The sequence below is a fragment of the Rothia sp. HMSC065C12 genome, assembly GCF_001812085.1.
In the GTDB taxonomy this organism is placed as follows: domain Bacteria; phylum Actinomycetota; class Actinomycetes; order Actinomycetales; family Micrococcaceae; genus Rothia; species Rothia mucilaginosa.
On record NZ_KV807672.1, the window covers coordinates 1 to 24662 of the forward strand.

The following is a 24662-nucleotide window of genomic DNA, read 5'->3' on the forward strand; positions in this document are numbered from 1 at the left end:
GTCTTGACTCACCAAACCAACATTTGCCAACATGTTGTATTTACTCTCAGAAGAAGCACCCTTATACGTTATGCTCCCCTGGGCAATTGGTGTAATTCCAAGAATTGCATTTATTAGCGTTGTTTTTCCCGCGCCCGAGGCACCAACTACTGCAATCATTTGATTATTCATCAGCTCAAGATTAATATCTTTAAGCGCAAAAGACGACGAGCCCTCATACTGAACGGATACATCTTTGCATATAATTTTTGAAATATTTTCATGGTTAGGGTTAGAAGTTTTTATCTCAGAAACATGGTCGTAAGTATCAGAGTCGCATACCCTTCGGAATTGCTGAACAGATAATGCTCCATTAATAATCTGACCAAATGAATATCCCACCTCTTGGGTCGCATCAACACAGGCAATGATTCCAATCAGCGATCCGGCCACATACGATATATTGGCGCCTGAATCCACAAGGAAGTACAGGGACGCAAAAAGTAAGACAGAGCAGAGTAGCCCTGCAACTATGGAGATGATTCCTCTAACACTTTCAAGGCTCAATTCCCTACCGGCCGCCCGGCGTCGCCAGGACGCTACGCGTTGCGAGAAAAATCGGGAGGCTCTCATGAGGTGAAGTTCTTGGGCTCGACTCTGAGCCATCAGATTGTCTAGATAGTAGTTCTCTACCCGATAGTCCTCGTACATTAGGGTGTATATAGCGTAATCACGTTTAGCGAGGATTACCATTGCAATAGATAGGGGTAGTGAACACAGTGCCGCAAAAATTGCTGCCACAATGCTGACGTTCGCGATATTAAGACAGAGAAGTAACACCATTGCGAAGGCACTCACCAGTGTCATAACTGACATGGTGTGAACCTGCAATTCCTGTTTCGATATTGCCTCTCTAGCAGCACGTATATCTTCCTGTGATTTTGTGCTACCTATATCAGATAACGGAAATGTAGATAACCTGTTATTTAACATGCAGTGAACCCGATAGTTCACCTTTGATTTGAGGATGAGCATGTTACTTATGACCCAGCGTTTAGCAATGATATTAATTCCGACAACAAGGGCAAGAGCAACGATATAAATCCAGGCCGCGCCACCATTTGAACCGCTCAAGGCTGATACTGTATTACCAATCAGCAGGGACTGACTCAAGGGAATGCAGGCAATGACGGCTAGCGATAGGGCGACGCTCACCAGGGTTGTGGGACAGGTTTTCCAGGCTAGGCGGAAGGACCAGAGTATAGAAGAAAATAGCTTTTTCATTCTCACCACGCTCACAAAGTCATATTGAACTCATCTTTGAGCCCTGAAACTCCTCGATGAGCGGACATTGAAACACTACCCGTGCCTCACTAGCTACCCTACCCCTCAATGAAATTCAAAACACATATATTCGTGCGTGTCCAAGAATATTAAGCAGACGTATCTGCGATAGTGCCAGGCATCCAGGGGTCAGCCGACAGCCCTACCCACAACGCCCCCAGCCGCCCTTCGTCATAGTCGGTCATATTAAGTTCATATTTCGCCCCAATGTCATGTCCAGAAATATTAGGACATCAACCGCCGCACCCCTTGCACGCCCTCGGAGGCGGTGGGTAAAGTGAAGGCGTTATCTATCAAGAGCGACCGAGAGATCTGGCTCGTCGACGTCGCAGCAACCTCGCCAGTATCCCCCACCGTCACGGTGCAGGGTGCGGACAAGGTGCTCCCGCCAGAACCGATAGAGAAGAATACCCTTCGGCACCCCTTGATGATGCGCACCCGCAACCGGTGGCGCGCATCCTGCAGAAGAATTCGCGCACCCTTACGGTGTGTATCTATCGGGTGAACACGAAGGATGGTCATGACGACAGTTCACCCGGCTCTTTCTTTTGAGCTGTTCCCTCCGCGCTCACACGCAAGCTGTGAGTCGCTGATTCGCACCATTGCGGAGCTTGAGGGTACCAACCCCGACTACGTTTCGGTCACCTATTCCGGTGACGCGAAGCGCCGTCAGAAGACGCTGGCGCTGCTCGACTACCTGGTGCACGAAACCTCCCTCACCCCCCTGGCACACCTGATTTGTGCAGGCCACTCGGTGCACGAGCTGGAGCGTGCGGTCCGCCTGATTCTGGGTCTGGGCGTGCGCGGTTTCCTGGCGCTGCGCGGTGACGTGCAGGAAGGTCAAGTTTCTGAGCTTCCCTTCGCCCGCTACCTGGTCGAGCTGATTCGCCGCGTGGAACGCGAAGATTTCGCCCACCTGGCGGCGGGTAAGGTGTCCATCGGTGTGGCGGCGTACCCGCAGAAGCACCCCGAGTCCGCATCCCTGCTGCAGGATATTGAGATTCTGCTGTCGAAGCAGCGTGCCGGCGCGGATTTCGCTATCACCCAGGTGTTCTTCGAGGATGAACGCTACAGCGCCCTGGTCGATTCGGCGCACCTGGCAGGTGTGGATATTCCGATTATTCCGGGCATCATGCCGGTAACCTCGCTGAAGCGCCTACAGAACCTCTGCCAGATGGCGGGCATGTCGGTTCCGGCGGATCTTGCGTACGCCCTGGAGACGGCAACCAGCAGCGCAGAGCTGCACCGCATCGGCGTGGACTACGCACTGAACCAGTGCCGTACCGTGATGGATGCGGGCGCACCGGGTCTGCACTTCTTCACCTTCAACGAGCATGCCGCGGTGCTTGACGTTCTGGATCAGCTGGACCTGCCCCGATACAGCAACCGTTTCTCCCAGCCCCTGAGCGAGCTGGAATTCGCCTAAGCGCGACCCGCTCCGCCCGGCGCGGATGCGCCACCCAAGTTTCCCCCAAAGTACCCCGGGAGCGTCCCGCGGATCTCGGCCCCATCGACGGGGCCGGCAGGGCCCGCTGATTCTCCCATTTCTATCCCCAGTAAAGGAATATGCACTATGTCTAACGTTGCTTTCCCCGCCGCAACTATTGTTGGTTACCCCCGCGTGGGCCGCTTCCGTGAGCTGAAGAAGGCTCAGGAGGCTTTCTGGAAGGGCAAGGCCACCCTGCAGGAGCTGCAGGACACCGCCGCAGACGTGCAGCGCACCTACTTCGAGCGCGTGACCGCCGCCGGTCTGAAGGCTGACAACTACTCGATTCCGGCAACCTTCTCCTACTACGACCAGGTGCTCGACGTTGTTCGCCTGTTCACCCTGGTTCCCGAGCGTCTGGCTGAGGCTAAGGATGCACGCGGCCTGCTGGATCTGCCCGGCTACTTCGCACTGGCGCGCGGTACCGAGACCCTGCCTCCTCTGGAGATGACTAAGTGGTTCGACACCAACTACCACTACCTGGTGCCCGAGATTGGTGCCGGCACCGAGATTAAGCTGAACCTTGAGGCTATTGACGAGCAGCTCGAGGTAGCAAAGCAGGCTGGCGTGAAGGTTCGCCCGCAGATTGTTGGCCCGCTGACCCTGCTGCTGGGCGCTAAGGCTGAGCAGGGTTCCGCTGAGGACTTCTCCCCCGTTGACCGTCTGGATGAGTTCGTTGCCGCGTACGCTCAGGTGCTGGAGCAGCTGGCTGAGCGCGGTGTTGAGTGGGTTCAGCTGGACGAGCCGGGCCTGACCGTGGACCGTGCCGACAACGCAAAGGTTGCGCAGCTGGCTGAGCGCACCTACCGTGCCCTGGCTGCCGGCGAGAAGCGCCCGCAGATTCTGGTGACCAGCCCCTACGGTTCTCTGCGTGAGAACCTGCCGGCGCTGCTGGGTACCGGTATTGAGGCTCTGCATCTTGACCTGGTGCACGGCGTGTACTCGAAGACTGAGCTGGAGTCTGTTTCTGCCGCTGGTGTGCACCTGGTTGCCGGTGTTGTGAACGGCCGTAACGTGTGGCGTGCCGATGTTCGCGCCGCCCTGAAGACTCTGGAGGCGCTGCCCGGCGCATCCGAGGGTGCCGTGTCGGTGGCTTCTTCGACCTCCCTGCAGCACGTGCCGCACGACCTGGCTCTGGAGGACCCCGCCGAGGTTCCCGTGGACGGCCTGGCGTTCGCTGACCAGAAGGTCGCTGAGATTGCTCTGCTGGCTCGTGGCCTGGCTGAGGGTGAGGCGGCTGTTGAGCCGGAGCTGAAGGCTGCCGATGAGGCGCTGGCTCGCTTCGCCGCTGACCCGCGCAAGCACAACGACGAGATTCGTGCCCGCGCCGCAGCTGTGACTCCCGAGGACTTTGACCGCCCGACTATTGACGTTCGCCGCGAGGCTCAGGCTGACCTGAACCTGCCGAAGCTGCCGACCACCACCATTGGTTCTTTCCCGCAGACCGCTGAGATTCGCCGCCGCCGTGCGGAGGCTCGTGCGGGCAAGATTTCCGCTGAGGAGCTGAACGGCTTCCTGCGTGACGAGATTGCCTCGGTCATCGCGCTGCAGGAGGGGCTGGGCCTGGACGTTCTGGTTCACGGTGAGGCTGAGCGTAACGACATGGTTCAGTACTTCGCTGAGAACTTCGACGGTTTCGCAACCACCCGCCACGGCTGGGTTCAGTCCTACGGTTCGCGTTGCACCCGCCCCTCGATCCTGTTCGGTGACGTGAAGCGTCACGGTGAGGGCCTGCGCGGTGAGGCGTTCACCGTTCCGTGGAGCTCCCACGCACAGTCGCTGAGCGACAAGCCGGTCAAGGGCATGCTCACCGGCCCGGTGACGATTCTGGCCTGGTCCTTCGTGCGTGACGACCAGCCGCGCCGCGAGACCGCTAACCAGGTGGCTCTGGCTCTTGCCGACGAGATTGCCGACCTGGAGCAGGCGGGCATCCGCATCATTCAGGTGGACGAGCCGGCTCTGCGTGAGCTGCTGCCCCTGCGCCGCGATGAGCAGCCGCAGTACCTGGACTGGTCGGTGAACTCCTTCCGCCTGGCAACCAGCGCGGTGAAGGATTCCACTCAGATTCACACCCACCTGTGCTACTCGGAGTTCAACGAGATTATCGACTCGATTAACGCTCTGAACGCTGACGTGACCAGCATCGAGGCGGCTCGTTCGCACATGGAGCTGCTGGCTGACATTCCGGAGAGCTTCGTTTCCGGTCTGGGCCCGGGCGTGTGGGACATCCACTCCCCGCGTGTTCCTTCGCAGGATGAGATTGAGTCCCTGCTGAAGGCTGCGATTGGTTACGGCACCATTGCTGACCTGTGGGTGAACCCGGACTGCGGTCTGAAGACTCGTGATTACGAGGAGACCAAGCAGTCTCTGCGTCACCTGGTAGATGCCACCAAGGCGATTCGCGCATCCCTCTAGGAGGCGCCTATTGGTTCCGCTGCCTGCTGCGGGTTGACCGGATGATGGTTTGCTCGCGGTAACCTGCGGCAGGTGGCGGCTGTTCGGCTTCGTGCCGGTATGCGTACCGACTGTATGCCGAGCTTTTGGGGATAGATAACAGGCCCGCCCGTACGGTTTTTCTTCTGCACCGTGCGGGCGGGTTTTCTGTGCTGTTTTAGGGCGGTGATTTATTGGTGTCCAAGTGGTTTTCTTTTTGAACTTAGGGTATAAATTACTCTAAATTTAAGTGTGGTCTGACCAAAACACATACTTACTCAACAAGGAAAGTATTTATATTCACCGCAGCACTTGTGGCACTGTTGCCCAGTAGACAGATATACATCACACAGATTTAGCACTTCCCCGTAATTCCAGGGTAAAAACAGTATTAATAGAATAATCGCTCCGAATATCCGTTCACCATAGTGAACATTCTACTGAAAACATTTCCAGCGGATTAGCATTTTTATAAGCCGCCGTTTTTAGAATTCCAGCATGACTACTACCACTTCATCAAAGAAGAAGAAGAAGGGTTCTACACCCCGCTGGCTCGCTATTCCGGCACCCAAGCCCCAGCTCAGCGAAGCAGAAGTTAATGCGAAGTACCCGCGCATGCGCCTACAGGTCTTCATGGGTATCTTCATCGGTTACGCAACCTTCTACCTGATTCGTAACAACGTCCCGCTGGTCACCCCGATTCTGACCAAGGAACTTGGCTTCAGCAACGCAGCAATTGGTGCACTGTCCACGGCACTGCTGCTGGCTTACGGCTTCAGCAAGTTCTTCACCGCAATGATTTCTGACCGCTCGAACGCGCGTTTGTTCCTGCCCATCGGTCTGGTGCTCTCGGGTGTTGCAAACATCCTGCTGGCGCTGACCGGTTACATGGGTGAAGGCGCGGGTGCGACGGGCTACGCTGCTGCTATCGCCTCCATCATGGCGACCATTATGGTCTTCAACGGCATCTTCCAGGGTATGGGTTGGCCTCCCTCGGGTCGTGTGCTCGTGAACTGGTTCTCCACCAGCGAGCGCGGCACGAAGGTTTCCTGGTGGAACACCGCCCACAACGTTGGTGGTGCGCTGTCCGGTCTGCTGGTTGCATGGGGCTTCTCCATGTTCGGCAAGACCTGGGAAGTTGCCTTCTGGTTCCCGGCTGTTATCAGCTTCGTTCTGGCGTTCGTGGCGTGGCTGCTGATTCGTGACAACCCCGAGGCTGAGGGTCTGCCCACCGTTGACGTGTACCGCAACGACCCGCACAAGGTTGAGTCCACCGCTGAGGATCGTGCAGAGTCCACCTGGACCACCATCCGTAAGCACGTGCTGACCAACTCGACTATGGTGTACCTGGCTCTGGCAAACGTGTTCGTGTACACCCTGCGTTACGGCGTGCTGGTGTGGGCGCCGAAGTACCTACACGATGTGCGCCACGCTTCCCTTGAGGGTGGTATTGCGGGCTTCTCGATTCTGGAGCTTGCCGGTATTGGCGGCACCGTCCTGTGCGGTTACGTTTCTGACCGCATGTTCAAGGGTCGCCGCTCCCCCGCGGGTATCCTGTTCCTGATTGCGACCGTTGGCGCGATTCTGCTGTACTGGCTGCCTTCTTCGGATGCGCCGCTGTGGATTGCGTACGTTGCGTTGGCTCTGATTGGTGGCCTGATTTACGGCCCGGTTATGCTGATTGGTCTGCAGGCTATTGACCTGTCTCCCTCGCACGTTGCGGGTACCGCTGCGGGCTTCACCGGCCTGTTCGGTTACGCGCTGGGTGCGACCCTGGCTTCTGCTGGTATCGGCATCATTGTTGATCACTGGGGTTGGAGCACCGCGTTCGTCTTCATGATTGTGTGCTCGGGTCTGGCGGTTCTGTTCCTCTGGCTGGTTAACGGTGCTGAGAAGCGTCTGATGGCTGAGCGTGCAGAGAAGCTGGCGGCTCAGGCATAATTGCCCCATCTTTCGTGTAGGGAAGCCACACGTTTGCTGGTGAGTCACCATATGATGGCTTGTCGGTAATCGTGTGGCTTCTTACGTTAAGAACCTAGAATGGAACCATGACTACTAACTCTGGAATCACTAAAGAATGGGTGGATGAAACCGTCAAGCCGGGCGACGATTTCTTCCGCCACGTCAACGGTAAGTGGCTTGCTACCCACGAAATCCCGGCGGATCGCCCCAAGGACGGCGGCCTGTACACCCTCCGCGATAACGCAGAGAAGCACGTGCGTGAGCTGGTGGAGAAGATCGCGAAGGAGCAGCCGGAGTCCCGTATTGGCGCACTCTACAACTCCTTCATGGATGTTGAGAAGATTGAGGCGGACGGCCTGGAGCCGCTGCTGAAGGAGATTGCCCCGATCCTGAACTCGGCAACCCCCTCCCACCTGGCTGTGACCCTGGCGTTGCTGTCTCGTGCGGGTCTGCCGCAGCTGTTCGCCTGGTACACCAGCAACGACCCGAAGGACCCGAAGAATTACACGTTCTTCCTGTACCAGTCGGGTCTGGGCCTGCCGGATGAATCCTACTACCGTGAAGAGAAGCACGAGGCTGCATGCGCGGCGTATGTTGAGCATATTGCCCGCATGTTTGAGCTGACCGGTCTGGCTGAGGGCTTCGGTCTGACTCCGGAGCAGGCGGCTCAGCTGGTGTTCACTCACGAGTCGGAGCTGGCTCGCCTGCACTGGAACGTCGTGGAGAACCGCGACGCTGAGGCAACCTACAACCCGTACCAGGCGACCGAGCTAGACGAGAAGTTCCCCGGCTTCCCGTTCTCCCAGTGGCTGCTGGCTCTGGGTGCCGACCCGGAGACCCTGGGTCAGGTTATTGTGGCTCAGCCGTCCTTCTTTGAGGGTGCGGCTAAGCTGTTCACCTCCATCCCGCTGATGAGCTGGAAGCTGTGGGCTGTGTGGACTGTTCTGCGTTCGCGTGCGCCGTTCATGTACGACGAACTGGTTCAGGAGAGCTTCAACTTCTACGGCAAGACCCTTTCCGGTACCCAGCAGATTCGTGAGCGCTGGAAGCGCGGTGTGGGCGCTGTCGAGAAGGCTCTGGGTGAGGAGATTGGCCAGGAGTACGTGGCTGTGCACTTCCCGCCTTCGCACAAGGAGAAGATGCTGGTTCTGGTCGGCAACCTCCTTGAGGCGTACCGCGAGTCTATTGAGTCGCTGGACTGGATGACTGAGGCAACCCGTCAGAAGGCGCTGGAGAAGCTGTCGAAGTTTGTCACCAAGATCGGTTACCCCGATAAGTGGCGTGACTTCTCCGCACTGGAGCTCGTGCCCGGTGACCTGTTCGAGAACCTGCGCCGCACCGGTGCGTTTGATGCTGACTGGCTGATTGCCCGTAAGGGTCAGCCGGTGGATAAGTCGGAGTGGCTGATGACTCCGCAGACCGTGAACGCGTACTACATGCCGCCGGCGAATGAGATTGTGTTCCCGGCAGCGATTCTGCAGCCCCCGTACTTCAACCCGGATGCTGACGATGCGGCGAACTACGGCAATATCGGCATGATTATTGGCCACGAGATTGGTCACGGTTTTGACGATCAGGGTTCCCGCTATGACGGTGACGGCAAGCTGGAGAGCTGGTGGACTGAGGAGGATTACGCGAAGTTCAAGGAGCGCACCTCCGCGCTGGTGGAGCAGTACAACGCGTACGTTCCGGTGGGTCTGGATGAGAAGTTCCACGTGAACGGTGAGCTGACTCTGGGCGAGAACATTGGCGACCTGGCTGGCATGTCTATTGCGTTGAAGGCGTACCGTCTGGCTTTGAAGAAGCAGGGCATTGAGTCGCTGGCTGACGCGCCGGTGATTGACGGTATGACCGGTATTCAGCGTTTCTTCTTCTCGAATGCTCGCGGCTGGTGCACGAAGTCCCGCCCGCAGCATGCTGAGGTGATGATTTCGGTGGATCCGCATTCGCCGGATGAGTTCCGTGTGAACGGTGTGGTGCGCAATATTGATGAGTTCTATGAGGCGTTTGGCGTCTCTGAGGGCGATGCACTGTACTTGGCTCCGGAGGAGCGCGTGCGCATCTGGTAGCATCCCGATAAGGGTATATGCTTTATTGCGTATATAAGAAAGGTGCCCGCCTCGTGGCTTGAAAACCACGAGGCGGGCACCTCTTTTCTAGAGAACTGCGGACGCTACACGAAGGTAGGCGTCTACTGCTACTGTGCCGAGCGTTGCGTTAGATAATTTCTAGCGCAATGTCCATGTGCAGCGGCTCGGTTGCATCGATGTGGTACTGGCTGTGTACCGGCGAGCCCCACGAGTCGTCTCCACCAACGCCGAGCTGACCTGCCAGGATACGCAGGTAGGTGCGGTTGTTCTCGGGCAGCTCCCACTGGTAGGAAGCTTCCTCAATCTGGTAGGAGGAGTAGGGCAGGAGCGATACGTGCAGGCCGTCACCGGCAGTCTGCAGCTGGCGGACACGGAAGCCGTGGTTGCTGTCGTTCGTCACTTCAGCCCAACGGACACCCATGTGGTTGCCACTTTCCTGAGGTACCAGGTACGGTGCGTAGTCCTGCTCGGGGGTGCTTTCCCACACGCCCAGGCGGACGCCGCTGCAACGGTCGGGGTAGGAGTCGCCGGGGCCGAGGCCGTAGTAACGCAGGTGCGAGAACTCGCCGGGCAGTGCCCATTCCAGACCGAATGCGGGCAGGGACGGTGCGTCCTTCTCGCCGGGGTAGTCGATGGTTACTCGCACGTTGCCGGTGCTCTGTGCTTCGTAGCGGACCGTAACAGCGGTGTGAGCGGGGGTTGCCAGCTCGTAGGTGTAGGTCACTGCCACGCTGTCATCGCTGGGCTGCTCGACAGCAACGTTAGCGCAACGGGCGTAGCGGCCTGCAACGGTCCACTGGGCGCGTTCGAAACCGTGTCCGGCGCCGCGGTCGTTGTCGGTCAGGGGCCTGAAGGTGGTGAGCTTCGGGGGGCGAATAACATGCTCGGTGCCGTTGTGTACCCAGGAGACGATGCCGCCCTGAGTGCGGGACAGAATAACTTCAGCCTGGTTGTTGCGCAGACCGACGTTCCAGCGGCCGACGGTCACCGTCGCATCTGCTGCGTCTTCAGCGGTGTTTGCTTCAGCCTGCGATGCGGGGATGACGTACTGACCGAAGGCAATTTCGTGTCCTGCAGGAGCCCATGCGGCGTCTTCAGTGAGCACGAGGCTGACGTCCAGGGTTACTTCTGCGTTGTCGACAGCGTATTCTTCCAGGGGCCAGGGAATTGCCAGCTCGTGGGTGGATTCCGGGGCTACGTCGAAGAAGTAGTCTTCCTGCCACTGAGGAACGCCGTTGACCAGCAGGCTAGCCTTGAAGGTGTAGTCTGCGGTGGAGGTGAAGAGGTTGTCGTTGACGACCGTCACGCCCTTCTGGTCGGGGGTGATGCGCAGGTTGGAGTACACTGCCTTCACCTCAGCGGCCTTGGGGCTTACCTTGCGGTCGGCGAAGAGGATACCGTCACCGGAGAATTCGTAGTCGCAAGGGCGTTCGCCGAATGCGCCACCGTAAGCGAGGTATTCGGGGGCGCCTTCGCTCTCACCGGGGTGCCAGAGTGCCTGGTCGATCATGTCCCAGATGAAACCGCCCTGGTAGTGGGGGTAGCGTTCCAGTGCGACGTATTCGTCGATAGCGCCGACCGAGTTGCCCATTGCGTGCATGTATTCGCACATGATGAAGGGCTTCTGGGGGTTGTTCGACAGGTACTTTTCGACGACGTCGGTGTGGGTGTACATACCGGATTCGATGTCGGTGACGTCATCAAATTCGCGGTGCCAGGTGATGCCTTCGTAGTGTACGGGGCGGTTGGGGTCCAGTTCGTGGACTCGGCGGTACATGGAGCGGAATACTTCGCCGCCGTATGCTTCGTTACCGAGCGACCAGATTACTACGGAGGGGTGGTTGTAGTCGCGGCGCATCATGGATTCTACGCGGTCAACGCAGGCGCCTTCCCATTCCATGCGGGAGCCGGGGATTGTGGTCTCGGGGGTGGGAATGTCACCGGGGGTGCACCAGGAGCCGTGAGTTTCCAGGTTTGCTTCGTCAACCAGGTAGATACCGTATCCGTCGGCCAGGGCGTAGAAGCGTGAATCGTTGGGGTAGTGGCTGGTGCGGATAGCGTTGATGTTGTGCTGCTTGCAGAAGAGAATCTCTGAAGTCATGTCTTCAACGGTCAGGACGCGGCCGGTACGCGGGTGGAACTCGTGGCGGTTGACACCCTTGAAGAGGACTCGGTGACCGTTGAGGGTCATGATTCCGTTCTCGATGCGGAAGCGACGGAATCCGACGCGCTGGCTGGTGGATTCTACGGTCTTGCCGTCGTGGAGCAGATCCACCGTCAGAGTGTAGAGAGAGGGAGATTCAGCCGACCAGGGAGCGATACCTTCAAGGGCGTCGGAGGAGATGCGCACGGATGCGTCTTCGGCGGCGACGGTACCAGACCAGATGACCTGGGTGCCGTCAAGGACGCTAGCCTGCAGGGTGTACGCCTTGATTTCTTCACCATTGAGGGTGACGAGAGCGTCCAGGTGTGCTTCGCCGGTGGGTGCATCGTAGTCTGCTTCAACGGTGAGGGAGGCGATGCTGACTGCGGGGCGGGCTACCAGGTTCACAGCGCGGAAGAGGCCGTGGAAACGCCACGAGTCCTGGCCTTCCAGCCATGAAGCGCTCGAGTATTCGTAGCATGCGACGGTCAGGGTGTGGTTGCCTTCTGCGCCCTTGCTGACGATATCGGTGATGTCGAAGGAGGTGGTGGTGTAACCGTCTTCTGCGTAACCAACGAAGATGCCGTCGACCCACACGTAAATTGCGGTTGCGAAGCCTTCGAAGGCGAGCGTGATGCGGCCTGATTCGCTCAGCATCTTCTTGAGGTCGCCCTCCAGGGTGAAGTGCTTGCGGTAGAGGGCTACGTGGTTCTTCTCGGGGATGTGAGGAGCTTCGGGGTTTTCGTGGCCGTCCCAGGGCATCTGGATGTTGACGTAGGCGGGGCGCCAGAGTCCCTCAGTTTCCAGGGTGGCGGGGACGGGGATGCTCTGGTAGTCGCTTTCGTCGAGGGCGGGGGCGGCGAATTCTGCGGTGGTGACATCAATTTCTGAGGCCCATGCAGTGCGGACAGCCCACGTGCCGTTGAGGCTCTGCTGGGGGTTTGAGGAGTGATGGTCGGAGTGCGCTGCTTCCCTGTTGACAGCGTACACAGTGGGGTCATCAAGCCACGCTGCTGAGGGTGACTGGGAGGAGACTACGGGAGTCGTTTGTTCGGTGGAAGACATGTCTTCCTTCCTCTCGTATACATCTTTGTTTGGTCCCTTTAAGAATGCCGGAAGGCGTGATGATTGCCGCCTACATTCTGTTCATTCTTTTCCCGCAGAACTTGGCTCTGGTCTACGTGGCACTGGTCCTAATAGCCTCACCGCGCAGAACATTCAGACGTTCAACACGGCTGCTTTCTATGCGCCGCTGGCCATTATTGTGTGCTCGTTCCTCGCCTTCTTCTTCAAGGTTTCTATCTCTGAGAAGGAACACGCGAAGATTGTGAAGGAGCTTGAGGCGAAGCTTGCTTCTGCATAGGTAAAAGCAGGGTAGGTCCTTCACCGCATGAGAGAGGCGCCCGCCTCGTGGGTTTATTCCACGGAGCGGGCGCCTTTTAGGTGTAGAAGCTACGCGCTTCTAGGCTGAAGCTTTTAGGAAGCAGAAGCCGAGGACGAAGAGGAAGAAGTACGCATACCGGTCAGCTTCCACGCACCGTTCTCGTAGACACCGTGCAGGGTGCGCTCCACATCGTTCTTACGGTCCGAATCGGAGGAAGCGTTCTCCACACGGTCCTTGCTTGCGATGAACTCACCGCTGTCCATGGTCAGGCGGATATTCCAGTTGTAGGCGTCGCCATCACGCTCGGGCTGTGCGGTGAGCATGGTGATGGTGACGGACGGGTCCTGCATCCAAATCTTGCCCTGCTGCAGGCCAGCACCCAGGGTGCCTTCTTCGGGTTCGAGCATGTTCTTCAGCTCGGAGTTGTCAACCGCGCATTCACGCAGGGGTTCGGTCTTGCCGGTGCGCATGTAGTATTCAATGGCTGCGCCGAAGAATGCGATGGACTGGTACAGACCCTCGACGCTGTTCTCGTTGGCAACGGCGGGCTTCACGGGCACGGGGGCGTTCTTGGACGGCTCGGTGCGGGTTGCGGGCTGGTAGTCGGAAGGCTTGGAGGTGTAGCCGTCGAGGGTTGCAACGCCGGAGTAGTCGGTGCGTGCGGTCTTAGAAGTCGACGCGGAAGCAGATGCGCTACCGGATGCGTTGCCGCTGGTTGCCTGGGGCTGAGCGCCGCAGGCTGCGAGGAGGGTTGCGCCGCCGGTTGCTGCGAGCAGGCCGAGGGCGGATCGGCGGGTTACGTTCTTCATGGGTTCTCTCTATCTGTGGTGCATTTTCCGCACCGTGGTGCGGGTGATGCCTACGGCATCTAACGGGAAGACGGCACTACGTGAGTGTAGTGCCGTCTTCCAGTATATGTTTATTGGGCTTGGGATTCTTTAGCCGCCGTAATAGTAGTAGTGGCTGTAGGAGCTACCGTAGTAGTCGCTGATAACGATGCGGGTGCGGCGGCCGTAACGGTCGGAGTAGTAGCGGTTGTAGGGGGTGCGGCGTACGGTGGGGCGGTAGGTGGTTGCCTGTGCGGGGGTGAGCAGTGCGCCGAGGGCGGTTGCTGCGCCTGCGCCTGCGGCGGCGAGTGCTGCGCGGCGGGTGAGGCGTGCGGGCTTCTTGGTGGCCATGATATGCCTTTCGGGGTTGGTGTTTCTGTGAAGTGACGTGGCGTGTGCACGGCGTGCGGCTGTGCATTAACCATTTCTTATTGTAAGCCTCAACGTTAATGTTTTTGCGCGCAGAGTGCACCTTCTAGTTGAGGGTTAGACCATGCGGGCTAGTCAACGTTTTTCCGGCAGAAAAATTGCGGAAATATTGGTTGAGAAACACGCCGGGCACGCACTCAATACAGGCTGAATTGCGGGCTACATGTCCACTTCGGCGAGGCCGGAAATGTCCTTGTCCTTGATGTGCGGGATGGTGGAGCTCCAGTTCATCCACGCCTTGACCTGGGCGGCTTCTTCGGGGTTGTTCATGTCTGGCCAGCGGTCGTTTTCCATCCTGAATCGGGTCATTGCGAGGAGGGGGTAGCCCTCATAGATGGGCCCGAAACGCGCGATACGCTTGCCCGATTTTGTATCGAAGGAGACGGAGTCTGAAATTTCGGCGTCGGAGCTCTGCGTATACGTGACCTTATCGATCGCGTTGAGCGGGTAGAAGGTTTTATTGTCGTGCCCGTTGTCCTCTTCGAATCCTTCCGGCGAGATTTTAGTGTAAGAACCAGCGGTTTCGTTAAAGGCATATAGAAGAAAGCACGTGAAGAGGAAAGCTCCGACATCATATAGAAAATGGAATCCTATATCGCTCAGCAGATGCACCATAAATATCAGAGCAGGGGTCATGGGAAGGGCGACGGCAAGCACAATTATTTCGGAGCGGTCGCTTCGAGTAATGTAAATATTTTTGGCATACAGTTTCTTGTCTCGGCGTCGGTTGATTTCGTAGACAATGATGGACCGGATCATCTTGTACGTCTGTAGGACATTTACTACGCCCCAGAGGGCAATCATGGTGTAGTTCATCATCATGGTGGTTCACTACCCTTTCTATTTATCGGTGACCGGCAGCCTCCCGGCAACGATGCGGAGGGTGCGGGTTCGTTCTCAGAGTAGCCGAGGAAATTGGGTGGTTAAGCCCAGATTCGGGTTATCTGCGAAGTGGTTGCCGAGTCTTCACCGGAGCATTGCGTCGAGTTAACCTTCTGATCAGATACCGTGCGATAGGCTAAGAACGTGCCCGCCACCTCGCCGTAGCGAGCACGATTCACCAACCACCACCGCACAAGGACGTACACACCATGAGCACAACCGAAGTAAGCAGCGAAACGCAAAAAGGCAACGAAAGCCTAGAAACCTAGCAAGGAAAGCTAACTATCTACAAGAGGCAAACCGATGGAAATTAATTACAAGCGCCGCCAGAGAATAGCGCTCATTATTTCATTCATCATTCTTTGGTACGTGTTCTTTGTTGTCCCTAAAGATTTACGTGATGACAGTGACGGTATCACCGCTACCTGCACCGTAACTAAGGCATATACGAAAGAGCGCGGCGGCACAGTAAGCGGTATGAACGATATTAGACCCAAAGGTATTTTTGAGACAGAAGAATGCGGCACTCTCACGATGATTGTTCCTCCGGAAGGTCGCAAGATTCCCGAGTACGTTGAGACCGCCGAGCCTGGCAAAAAATACCTATTCCATGTCGCAAACTCATCTCCTGAAAAGGAACGAGATTTTGAGACGACCCGCTTTGAAGACATCACAGAATAACAACCCGCAGCCCAGAAAGAAGGTGAAGAGCAGTGAAAAAGAACTCCCCGAGGAAAAAGAACGTTTCAAAGAAAAGGAACACTTCGAAGAAAAAGAGTTACCCAGAGGTAAATTACATTACCGAAACTGGGGCCATAAAGAAGACCCGCAAAAAGAGATACACCAAGAAAAAGAAGAATAAAGTCGATTTCAAAGAGTATCTTCGCAAAAAGGCAAAAGCTGCGTGGGATGCACGCGACGTCATCATATTCGTGGCAGTCATGCTAGGGTTCCTTGCGTCCTTACATTTTATGACCAGCTACAACCCGAGCAATGAATCCGCTATCTGCACTGTCACCTCCGTCGAAATCGTTGAACATGAGGACCCCTACTGGACCTCCGGCGAATTCGAAACGGAAGAGTGCGGAATCATCAAATCAAGCAAATCCCCTGACGGTATCCCCATCCGCAAATACCTCCAGAACTTTGAGACGGGCAAGAAATATAGGGCGTACAAGTCCTTCGATACCCGTAACGATGAATTCGACTTCAGCGTCCTCCGCTTTGAAGAGATCAAAGAGTAACCCCACCCCCGCAGAAAGGATCCCACCGTGAGCTTTATCGGCGAATTTATTATCGACTTTATTGGAGAGGCCATCGCGTCCTCACCCACACTGCAGCGAGTACTCCTGTGGATTCTGTTCTCTGCGTCCCTGCTCCTCCTGCTTGTCCCCGTCATGACGGGCGAGTACGCGTGGAGCATCCTATCCATCTCCGCGATGCTGTTTTCCGTCGTGATGATTGACGGCACGCGTGAGCACGGTGTGCAGGATGCAAAGAACGGCGGCGCGTACCATTACTTTCTGCTGACGGTGGGCACGTTCTGCGTTGCCGCAATTGTTCTGCTCGCTGCTCTCTCCCTGGTGGGTGTCCCGCCGGTTGCCTCCACCCCGCAGGTGGACGGCATCAATTTCGCACCCTGGTATGTGGCGGCGTCCGCGCTAGTTCTGCTGCTGTTCTTCTACAATGCCGCGCAGCCGAACGAGGAGATCCCTAACCTGCACCGTATGGAGCGCATCAACCGGTATGTGCGCGCGGTGGTGCTGGGTGTGAGCGCCCTGATGGTGCTCTTCTGCCTGGTTATTCCGGTGGTTTCGTTCGCTACTGCCGGTTATGAGCCTGTGGGTGTTTCGGTGGTGCTGTGCCTGGTGACGGTCTTCCTGATTTTTGTGCGCCGCACCCTGTTCAAGCTGTGGGCGTCGACCTTTGAGGAGGGCACTGCCGGGTATGGCGTGTTGCGTGGCTTCTGCGTAGCCCTGGTGGGTTTGGGTGGATGTTTGGCGGCGGTCCGTCTTGCCGTTGATGTTGTGCAGTCCGGTAGCGGGTTGTCGCTGGTGTATGTGGTGCCGGTGATCGCCTCGTACCTGCTGGTGAAGAGGTACGTGACCGTGGGTGTTGCTATCCCCGAGAAGGAAGATGAGGAGGACCCGGAGGCTGAACCTGCAGCCAGCTAAACCGTGGAGCCCCGCGGGTTGAGGAGCCTTGTGCGCCAAAGCGCACGGTCTAGGACGATTCACGCACCGGGGTATCCTTGGGGAAGGTACGCCACCTGCCGGTGGTGCGCTTCCGGATATTCACCAACCACACGAAACGAGAACCCGTCATGCGCATTTTCCTGATTATTATCTGGGGCATCCTGGCCTTCATCTCGGTAACCGGGACGCTCTACATCATTACCAACTATGAGATTCAGCGCTGGAAGGATATGGAGCGCCGCCGCCAAGGCGCGTATATCCGACGGGTTAATCAGGCAGAGGCTCTTCTAACAATATTTACCCCTGGGTTCCCGTGTCTTGGTTTCTTTCTCCATCTTGTTGAGGAGGGGTCTCCAGGTTTTTGGTATGAACTGGGTGGGATACTTATGTCAATTATGTTCATGCTGTACGCCTGGTATGTCCATGTTGCCTATGTGAAGATCTCCCCTGAAGGTATTGAGCAGCGTATGTGGTCGGCGCGTACAACCGTGTACCCGGTCAACGCTATTGACGGAATCGAATACTATAAGGCACTTGCTGTAGATAGTCAGGACCTCGTCTCTTTCTATAGCAAGTCTGGGAAGCTGATTGCTGCTTTCTCTCCGATTATCCACAAGAATTATCGTCTAATGGCGATTGTGCGGTTCAGGATTGAGAACGACCGCTGGCCTGACATGAATAATCCGAGTGATGTTGCTCGGGTGGATGCTCTAGATAGTGGCCCTGATACAGTCCCGTACTTCAGGGAAAAAGAGAAAGTCACCGGCCTCGCCGACGTTGACATGTAGCACTGCATAGAGAAAGCCCCTGGGCTGAGAGCTTATCTCTCAGCCCAGGGGTTTTCTGCATGCCAGCGGCTACTCACCTGAGCGCCGTCACCACCTGCCGGTGAATGGTCGCCCAGTCTTCACCCGAGCCTTGCACCGAGTTAACTTTTTAGCCACCTAACCCATAGACCATCAAAGTACTCGACAATTCAACTTGTCAGAGCTTTCAAGCACATAGAGTATCCTTGGGAAAGGTACGCCACCTGCAGGTGGTGCGCTTCCGGATATTCACCAACCACACACGAAATGAGGACTTTCATGTCTGAAAACACCCCGCAGCCGGCTGCACCGCAGCAACCGCAGTTCACCCAGCAGGCACCCGCCGCACAGCCCGCATACGGCGCACCCGTCGAGGCACCGAAAAAGAAGTGGGCGGCAGTAACCGCACTAGTCCTGGGCATTATCTCCGCCCTGACCGGCATCTTTGTGATCGGCTCGTTCCTGACCATCCCGACCATTATTTTCGCTGTAATCGCTCTGGTCATGGTTAAGAACGGCACCGGCAAGGGTAAGGGCATGGCGATTACCGCTCTTGTGCTGGTTCTGGTGGCATATATTGCGACCTTTGCTTTCTTCCAGATTCGTGCGGCGAACCTTGAGAAGTCTAACCGAGAGGCCCGTGAGGTTATCCAGAAGTGCGAGAACCACGAGCCCGGCTACTACATCACTGAGAAGGACGGTAAGCGTTACTGCAACGCTGGCGGCTGGGTCTACGAAATGGACAAGTAAACCCATTTATATGGTCCGATAAAAGCCTCATTTCGAGACGGAGGGGCGTTCGCACACACGCGGCAGCCGCCGTGCCTGCGAGCGCCCCTCAACCATATCTTTAGTGAGCACTACGCATCTGAATCGTCCAGATAACTCCTGGAGCACCGAATAGAGAAAGCCCCCGTAGCCGAGAGTCACCCTCTCAGCCACGGGGGCTTCACCGTATCAGCGCATCCTCACGCAGCGAGCGCTAAGAAGCGCGGCGGCGAGAACGCAGCACCATCACAGTGCCGGCACCAAGCACCAGTGCGCCACCCACAGCCACAGACACCGCACCAAAACCAGTACGCGCCAGGCCGCCCTGCTGGGAGCTCACGCCACCCGACGTAGCAGACACACCGGACTGGCCCAAAGAGCCGCCACCAGTACCGCCACCGGAAATACCGCCCGGGTACACGCCACCAGCAGAACCATCAGCCGAACCCTCAGAGGAGCCCTGCGCGTTCACATCACCGGCAGCACCAGAAGCGCCAGCCTGACCGGACTGCGTGGCACCAGACTGCGCGGAGCCGGGCTGGTTAGCACCAGCGGTACCGCCCGGAGTTGCCGAATCCACACGGCGCACACCACTAAAGTCGTCCTTAGCCGCATTCGGGTCCTTCGGCACGGCAGTCTCAAACGAGCACGCATCCGACGCCTTCTTACCCACAGCAACCGCAAGCTGCTGCACCGGGCTGTTCACCTCAGTACCATCAGCCAGGGTCGCAGAATAGTGCACGTCAAACATGTACTGGCCGGGCTCAGAGAACACCCAGTTCGCGTGCGCGTGCGTCGCGTAATCAATGTCGATCGTGGTCTTGCCGGTCGTCGAATCCAGCAGCACATCCGCACCGTTCAGCGACTCGGTGAACATGCCGAAGCGCGCACCCTCAGGCATGACCTTCGGCACCACGTGCAGGTGCACGGGGCCGCGCAGCTGCGAGTAGTCGATGTCCTGCGTGTTGTAGCCGGGCCAGGGCAGGCCGCTCTGCTGGGTCTGCGGCAGGCCGTAGAAGGCGGTACCGACCGGGCCCATGAAATTCAGCTTCTCATCAGCCATACGTTCGGTACGCACACGGCGGGCGTTCTCGCTGACAGTCCACACGACCGAATCGAGCGGGCGCACGGTCGAATCAGCGTCAATGATGCCGCTGTCATCACGCAGACCCACGGACAGCTGGCGGTCCTTCAGGGTCGCCTGGATGTCCAGGTGGCCGTGCGAGATCTTGGTGCGGCCGTCAATCTGGCCAGGCACGCACTGGTTACCGGGGGTTCCGGGGGTGGACGGCTGTGCAGACGGTGCCGGGCTAGTCGGAGCAGGGGCGCTCGGGGTCGGGTTCGCGGGCGCGGGGCTGGAGGGTGCCGGAGTGGAGGGCGCCGGAGCAGGCACGCTCGGTTCTGCGGAGGCGGTCGGCACCGCAGGCACGGTCGGAACCTCGCTGGGGGACACCGACGGAACGTTGCTGGGCTCAGCGGTCGGAGCCTCGGAAGGAGCCTCGCTCGGCTCAGCGCTAGGAGCTTCAGTCGGCGCGACGGTAGGCTCAGCGCTCGGCGACGGATCCACCGGAGCAGGCTTCGGCGCATCACTAATGGGTGCGCTATCGGGAGCCAGCGCGCCGTGCGCAGTGTACTTGGTGCCCGGCTCGTAGTTCGCCGCAACCTCAGTGGTGGAGGCAGAAGCGTTCATATCCGGGTGGGTCAGCATCTTCACGCGCAGCGCCGTGCCCTTGTAGAACGACTCGTCACGGAAGGTAAAGCGCGCCACACCATCCTCAACGGAGCCTTCCAGGTCGAGGTACGGGTAGACCGGGTCATCCTGGGCGTAGAAGCCGCCGCGCATGAAGCCGCGCACCTTCGGGTCCTTGAAGCGGACCTCAACGGTGCTGAAGCCGTTGCCGTTCGGGGTGACGGTTACGTCGTAGTCCATGCTGGTCGGCGTGTACTGCTGGGTGCTGAGTACGGTGTTCGCCTGATCCGGGATTTCTTCGGGCCAGGAACCGTTACCGTCATCGCTGTACACGCTCTCAGCCTTGCCGGGCTCGTAGGTGAGCTTGTGCGAGATCCAGCGGGACGCCTCCGCGCTATTCTCGTCGGAGGTGTCGGGGGTGAAGACCGCCTGCAGCTGGGAGCCCTCGCTACCGAGCATTTCAGACCAGGTGGCGGTACCGTTCACAACCGGCAGGTCGGTCAGGAAGTAGCCATTGTTGTACAGGGTCAGGGTGCCCTTGAGGTTCTTGTTCGCGGCAGTGAAGGTGATGTCGCTGAGCTTGTCGTCGGCATCCTTGTTCTTAGCCGGGTCGGCGTCCAGGCGGTGCGGTGCCACGGATAGCACGTACTTTGCGGCGTCCAGGTCGCCAACGGGTGCCGCATTGTAGCGGTCAACGGTGGGTACGGCGGTGGGGGTGCCGTCACCGAGCACGGGCTGCATGCCGCCAACCTGCCAGACCAGCTTCGACGGCTTGGAGCTAATGATGCGGCCGTCGGTGGAGCGCGCCACGGTGCGGTAGGTGACCACGTAGCGGCCGGGGCGGGTGAAGGGCGTGGTGTTGTGGGTGTGGCTACCCTTGTCGAGCAGCCAGGAGTGCCAGCCGGTCGAGCTGCTGGAGAGCATGCGGTACACGTCGGCGGGGGCGTCGTCCGGGTTGTAGCGGAAGAGCTCCATGCGGCCGGGTCCCTCAACGGAGAGAATGTCGGTAGCGAACACGCCGTCACGGAAACGCTCGGTGGGCACCTTCGTGGATGCGCCCAGGCCAGCCCAGATGGGGTCCTGGTTGCCGTAGGTCAGGTGCGGTGCCATGTAGAGGGTCTGGCCGGGCTCGCCGAGGAACGCCAGGGAGGGCGATTCGCCCAGGGTCATGGTGTACTGCGACTTGCCGTCCCTGGTGCTGTAGCCCTTGCCGACCCAGTTGACGGTCTTGTCCAGTTCGTAGGTGTCTGCACCGGTCTTGTAGGGGTTCGCCTCGTTCATGAGGACGAAGGTGCCGTTCTGCTCGTCCCAGTATGCCTTGGGGGCGTCAACGTGACCCTTGGTGGTGACGATTTTGCCGTCGTCGGGGCCTGCTGCGGCGGGCAGGGAGGGGGCAGCGCCGGCGAGCGCGAGTAGCGCTGCGGCGGAGAGGAATGCGGCTGCGCGGCGGAGGGCGGGCTTGCCGCCGGGGATGAAGAGTGCGGGGGTGTGTGTGGTGACCCGTCGTTGGGTCTGCTTCTGAGAGTTCATGACAACCTTTCTCATTTTTCTATTTCATAGGGTAGCTCTTTTGCAAATAATTGTCATTTAGAACCTAAGTGAGTATAGTGATTCTCAGAAACACGTGTGCGCCGAGGCGCGCCCAAAAACGCACACCACGTACATCCACAAAGAGAAAAACACGGCAGAGCGCACCCCGGACGCAGGGGAGAAACCGGCAACAGGCCGCCGGACCCAGCACCGGGCAAACCCCGAAAACATCGGGCAACGCGCCAGCCAACGAGCAGTCATCCAAGGAGCCACCATGCAAGGACGCACAAAACCCCTGAGCCTACTCAGCGCAACCACCCTCGGATGCACCCTCGCACTCGGGGCACCCCTCGCCCTGCCCCAGGTCGGCACCTTCACCGCCGCACAGGCACAGGAAAACCAGACCGGCACCCAGGCAGGTACCGAGTCGCGCGGTTACGTCAGCTACGAAGGTGACTACGTCATCGCGGGCGTACACACCGAAATGCTCAACGCCTTCCTCGACGGCAACCAGTTCACCCTCGGCACCCTCGCAGACACCGCCCCCGGCCAGCAGGGACGATTCAACCCCGCCCGCACCGTCTTCCACCTGCCCGATGTCGAGGATGCACACACCAAGGTCGTAGCAGGCTACGACTACATTGCCCCCGAAGGCACCGACATCTTCTACATTCCCTCCACCCGCACCCGCGGCCTGCTCTACCCCGGCCTCGGTGCGGAAGGAATCCGCCCCGGCGCGCTCAAGGACAACACCATCAACCTTGAACTCGTGCGCAGCAGCGTACCCGAAGGCGGCCGCGCTGAAGTCTTCACCGAATCCGGTCGCGACAACCCGCGCGTCTTCAGCACCAACGACCAGCTCGCACCGCACACCATCACCGCTGGCGGCCACGAGCACCTCAGTTGGGCATTCACCCGCGCCGGCATCTACCAGCTGACGTTCCGCGCCACCGCAACCCTTGCCGACGGCACCCCGGTCAGTTCCGAGGCGACCTACACCATCGCCGTGGGCACTAACGCTGAGGACGGCTTCAAGTTCCTGAACGCGCAGAACGCCGCAAAGGAAGCGACCAAGGACGCCACGAGCGAGGCAACCACTACCCCCGAGGCGACCTCCACCGCTACCGAGAGCGCCACCAGCAGCCCCAGTGCATCTACCTCCGCAAGTGCCGAGGCGAGTGCTTCTGCTGAGGCGAGTGCATCCACCGGTATTCGCCGCGTGGATGGATCCGTGAACGGTCAGAACGCCGCGCAGGTGACCGACCCGAACGGTGCGAAGGCGGCAGCGAATGGTGAGCAGGTATCCCAGGGTGGATCCGGTGTAACCGCTATCAGCGGCACCGACAACACCAATAACGGCTCTGACAAGGGTGAAAACAAGGACGGCAACGCCACCAGCGCGAAGGGATCCAGTGTGAAGGGCTCCAACGCCCAGAACATCAGCGCCCCCAGCAACGGCGGCGGCATTACCGGCAACGGTGTGCTGTCCTCCGGTCTGCCCGGTAGCCTGAACCAGCAGTGCATCGCCACCGAGGTTCCCGCCGAAGATGCCAAGGACTCTAAGGACTCCAAGGACGCTCAGAAGGACAACAAGCAGAGCAACCAGGCAGCCCAGGCACCGACCAGCATCCCCACCCTCGCCGTGGTCAACACCGCTGAGCACAGCGGCCGTGAAGAAGTCACCCACGGCCACTTCGACGTAGGCCCGATCCTCAACGGCGGCAACCTCACCAGCAGTGTGAAGGACGACCGCACCAGCCCCGCCCGCCACGTCTCCCCCGGCGCCCTCGAGTTCGTACTCAATGACGCCGCGAAGATCAACCTGCCCGCAGGCATGGAGAACATCGCCCCGGCGGGCACCCCCGTGCACATGATCGGCGCAACCCAGCAGCAGGGCGTGCCCTGGCTCGGCTGGAGCACCCAGGACCCCGAACTGCTCAAGCAGCTCGACGGCCCCGTCACCATGAGCCTCAACGGTTTTGAGGGCCCCGGCACCATGTCCACCTTCCTCTCCGGCAACTTCGGTTCCGCCGGTCAGCAGGTCTTCGATTCGCGTAGCGGCGGCTCCTTCCAGGTGCCCGCAAACACCCACCAGCACAGCAACTGGGTGTTCACCGCTGAGGGGCGCTACACCGTGACCATCGGCTGGACTGCACGCCTGAAGAACGGCCAGCAGGTCAGCAGCGAATCGGTTCTGCACTTCACCGTCGGCAACCCCGATAACGCCCCGGCAAGCAACAACGCGCAGGGTGCGGCAGACACCAAGCAGGACGGTGGCAACGCTAACAGCGCTAACGGCGGCGAGAAGAGCACCGCAAAGAACCCCGTCAACGGCACCGTCGACGAAGCCACCGGCATCGTCACCAAGCCCGACGGATCCAAGGTGCGCATCGTCGGCAAGACCGCCTCCGGTGAGGATTGTGCCCTGACCAGCCAGGAACTCGCCAACGCACAGAAGGCAGCTGCGGCAGGTAAGCTGCCGAACACCGGTGTGGTCATCGACCCGTTCATGGTCAGCACCTCCATTCTGGCGCTGGCACTCGGTGCCATGATTCTGCGTTCGGCACGCCGAAAGGGCCGCAGCGGTGACACCGCATAGCGGGCATACCGGCAACCACGCACACGCTTATAGTCGGCGTACCGCCCTCACCCTCGCCTCCCGTATTGCGGTGGGCGCGGGGGGGGGGCTGGTGCCTTCGCACTGAACGGATGCG

The 24662-nt window shown here is 58.8% G+C and carries 17 protein-coding genes and 1 riboswitch; of the genes, 11 read left to right on the forward strand and 6 right to left on the reverse strand.

What is annotated here, in order from left to right:
* The coding region (locus HMPREF2836_RS02160; protein WP_070629318.1) for an ATP-binding cassette domain-containing protein at positions 1–1263 on the reverse strand (1263 nt) is incomplete at its 3' end.
* 347 nt (positions 1264–1610) lie between these two features.
* A riboswitch (SAM riboswitch) is annotated at positions 1611–1727 on the forward strand.
* Positions 1728–1843: 116 nt separating this feature from the next.
* On the opposite strand from HMPREF2836_RS02160, the gene HMPREF2836_RS02170 reads away from it, so the two are divergent.
* The 4 genes from HMPREF2836_RS02170 to HMPREF2836_RS02185 all read left to right on the forward strand — a co-directional run bounded on the left by HMPREF2836_RS02170 (position 1844) and on the right by HMPREF2836_RS02185 (position 9273).
* Positions 1844–2749: a methylenetetrahydrofolate reductase gene (locus HMPREF2836_RS02170; RefSeq protein WP_070629321.1), complete on the forward strand. Its 906-nt coding sequence runs from the start codon at positions 1844–1846 to the stop codon at positions 2747–2749.
* Positions 2750–2896: 147 nt separating this feature from the next.
* Positions 2897–5224, forward strand: a complete 2328-nt coding sequence (gene metE / locus HMPREF2836_RS02175; RefSeq protein ID WP_070629322.1) for a 5-methyltetrahydropteroyltriglutamate--homocysteine S-methyltransferase — start codon at positions 2897–2899, stop codon at positions 5222–5224.
* A gap of 516 nt (positions 5225–5740) precedes the next feature.
* Positions 5741–7183: an MFS transporter gene (locus HMPREF2836_RS02180; RefSeq protein ID WP_070629323.1), complete on the forward strand. Its 1443-nt coding sequence runs from the start codon at positions 5741–5743 to the stop codon at positions 7181–7183.
* 107 nt (positions 7184–7290) lie between these two features.
* A complete protein-coding gene (locus tag HMPREF2836_RS02185) occupies positions 7291–9273 on the forward strand; it encodes a M13 family metallopeptidase (protein WP_070629324.1) in 1983 nt (660 codons plus the stop codon).
* Positions 9274–9421: 148 nt separating this feature from the next.
* On the opposite strand, the gene HMPREF2836_RS02190 is transcribed toward HMPREF2836_RS02185, so the two are convergent.
* The gene (locus HMPREF2836_RS02190) at positions 9422–12502 is read right to left on the reverse strand and encodes a beta-galactosidase, LacZ type (RefSeq protein WP_070629328.1); all 3081 of its coding nucleotides are present in this window, start codon (positions 12500–12502) and stop codon (positions 9422–9424) included.
* On the opposite strand from HMPREF2836_RS02190, the gene HMPREF2836_RS02195 reads away from it, so the two are divergent.
* Positions 12501–12800, forward strand: a complete 300-nt coding sequence (locus tag HMPREF2836_RS02195; RefSeq protein WP_246822801.1) for a hypothetical protein — start codon at positions 12501–12503, stop codon at positions 12798–12800. The two genes, HMPREF2836_RS02190 and HMPREF2836_RS02195, sit on opposite strands and share 2 nt — an antisense overlap.
* 113 nt (positions 12801–12913) lie before the next feature.
* Here the strand turns inward: HMPREF2836_RS02195 and HMPREF2836_RS02200 are convergent, their stop codons facing one another.
* The 3 genes from HMPREF2836_RS02200 to HMPREF2836_RS02210 form a co-directional block, all read right to left on the reverse strand.
* A complete protein-coding gene (locus HMPREF2836_RS02200) occupies positions 12914–13630 on the reverse strand; it encodes a DUF6318 family protein (protein ID WP_070629329.1) in 717 nt (238 codons plus the stop codon).
* A 129-nt stretch (positions 13631–13759) separates the two neighbouring features.
* On the reverse strand, positions 13760–13999 hold the full coding sequence (locus tag HMPREF2836_RS02205; RefSeq protein ID WP_049354346.1) for a hypothetical protein: 240 nt from the start codon (positions 13997–13999) through the stop codon (positions 13760–13762).
* A 237-nt stretch (positions 14000–14236) separates the two neighbouring features.
* A complete protein-coding gene (locus tag HMPREF2836_RS02210; protein ID WP_083309144.1) occupies positions 14237–14899 on the reverse strand; it encodes a hypothetical protein in 663 nt (220 codons plus the stop codon).
* A 363-nt stretch (positions 14900–15262) separates the two neighbouring features.
* On the opposite strand from HMPREF2836_RS02210, the gene HMPREF2836_RS02215 reads away from it, so the two are divergent.
* The 5 genes from HMPREF2836_RS02215 to HMPREF2836_RS02235 all read left to right on the forward strand — a co-directional run bounded on the left by HMPREF2836_RS02215 (position 15263) and on the right by HMPREF2836_RS02235 (position 18710).
* Positions 15263–15640, forward strand: coding sequence for a hypothetical protein (locus HMPREF2836_RS02215; RefSeq protein ID WP_070629331.1), 378 nt, complete (start codon positions 15263–15265; stop codon positions 15638–15640).
* Positions 15641–15672: 32 nt separating this feature from the next.
* Positions 15673–16203 carry a hypothetical protein gene (locus HMPREF2836_RS02220; protein ID WP_070629333.1) on the forward strand — a complete coding sequence of 177 codons (531 nt, stop codon included), beginning with the start codon at positions 15673–15675 and terminating at the stop codon, positions 16201–16203.
* Positions 16204–16230: 27 nt separating this feature from the next.
* Entirely contained in the window at positions 16231–17133 is a 903-nt protein-coding gene (locus tag HMPREF2836_RS02225) for a hypothetical protein (RefSeq protein WP_070629335.1), read from the forward strand.
* A gap of 149 nt (positions 17134–17282) precedes the next feature.
* The gene (locus HMPREF2836_RS02230) at positions 17283–17942 is read left to right on the forward strand and encodes a hypothetical protein (RefSeq protein ID WP_070629338.1); all 660 of its coding nucleotides are present in this window, start codon (positions 17283–17285) and stop codon (positions 17940–17942) included.
* Between the two features lie 297 nt (positions 17943–18239).
* Positions 18240–18710 (forward strand): DUF4190 domain-containing protein, encoded by a 471-nt coding sequence (locus tag HMPREF2836_RS02235; RefSeq protein ID WP_070629339.1) that lies wholly within the window; start codon positions 18240–18242, stop codon positions 18708–18710.
* Between the two features lie 232 nt (positions 18711–18942).
* Here the strand turns inward: HMPREF2836_RS02235 and HMPREF2836_RS02240 are convergent, their stop codons facing one another.
* Entirely contained in the window at positions 18943–21948 is a 3006-nt protein-coding gene (locus HMPREF2836_RS02240; RefSeq protein ID WP_070629341.1) for a choice-of-anchor M domain-containing protein, read from the reverse strand.
* Between the two features lie 274 nt (positions 21949–22222).
* On the opposite strand from HMPREF2836_RS02240, the gene HMPREF2836_RS02245 reads away from it, so the two are divergent.
* A complete protein-coding gene (locus HMPREF2836_RS02245; protein ID WP_070629343.1) occupies positions 22223–24547 on the forward strand; it encodes a TIGR03773 family transporter-associated surface protein in 2325 nt (774 codons plus the stop codon).
* The last annotated feature ends 115 nt before the right edge of the window (positions 24548–24662 follow it).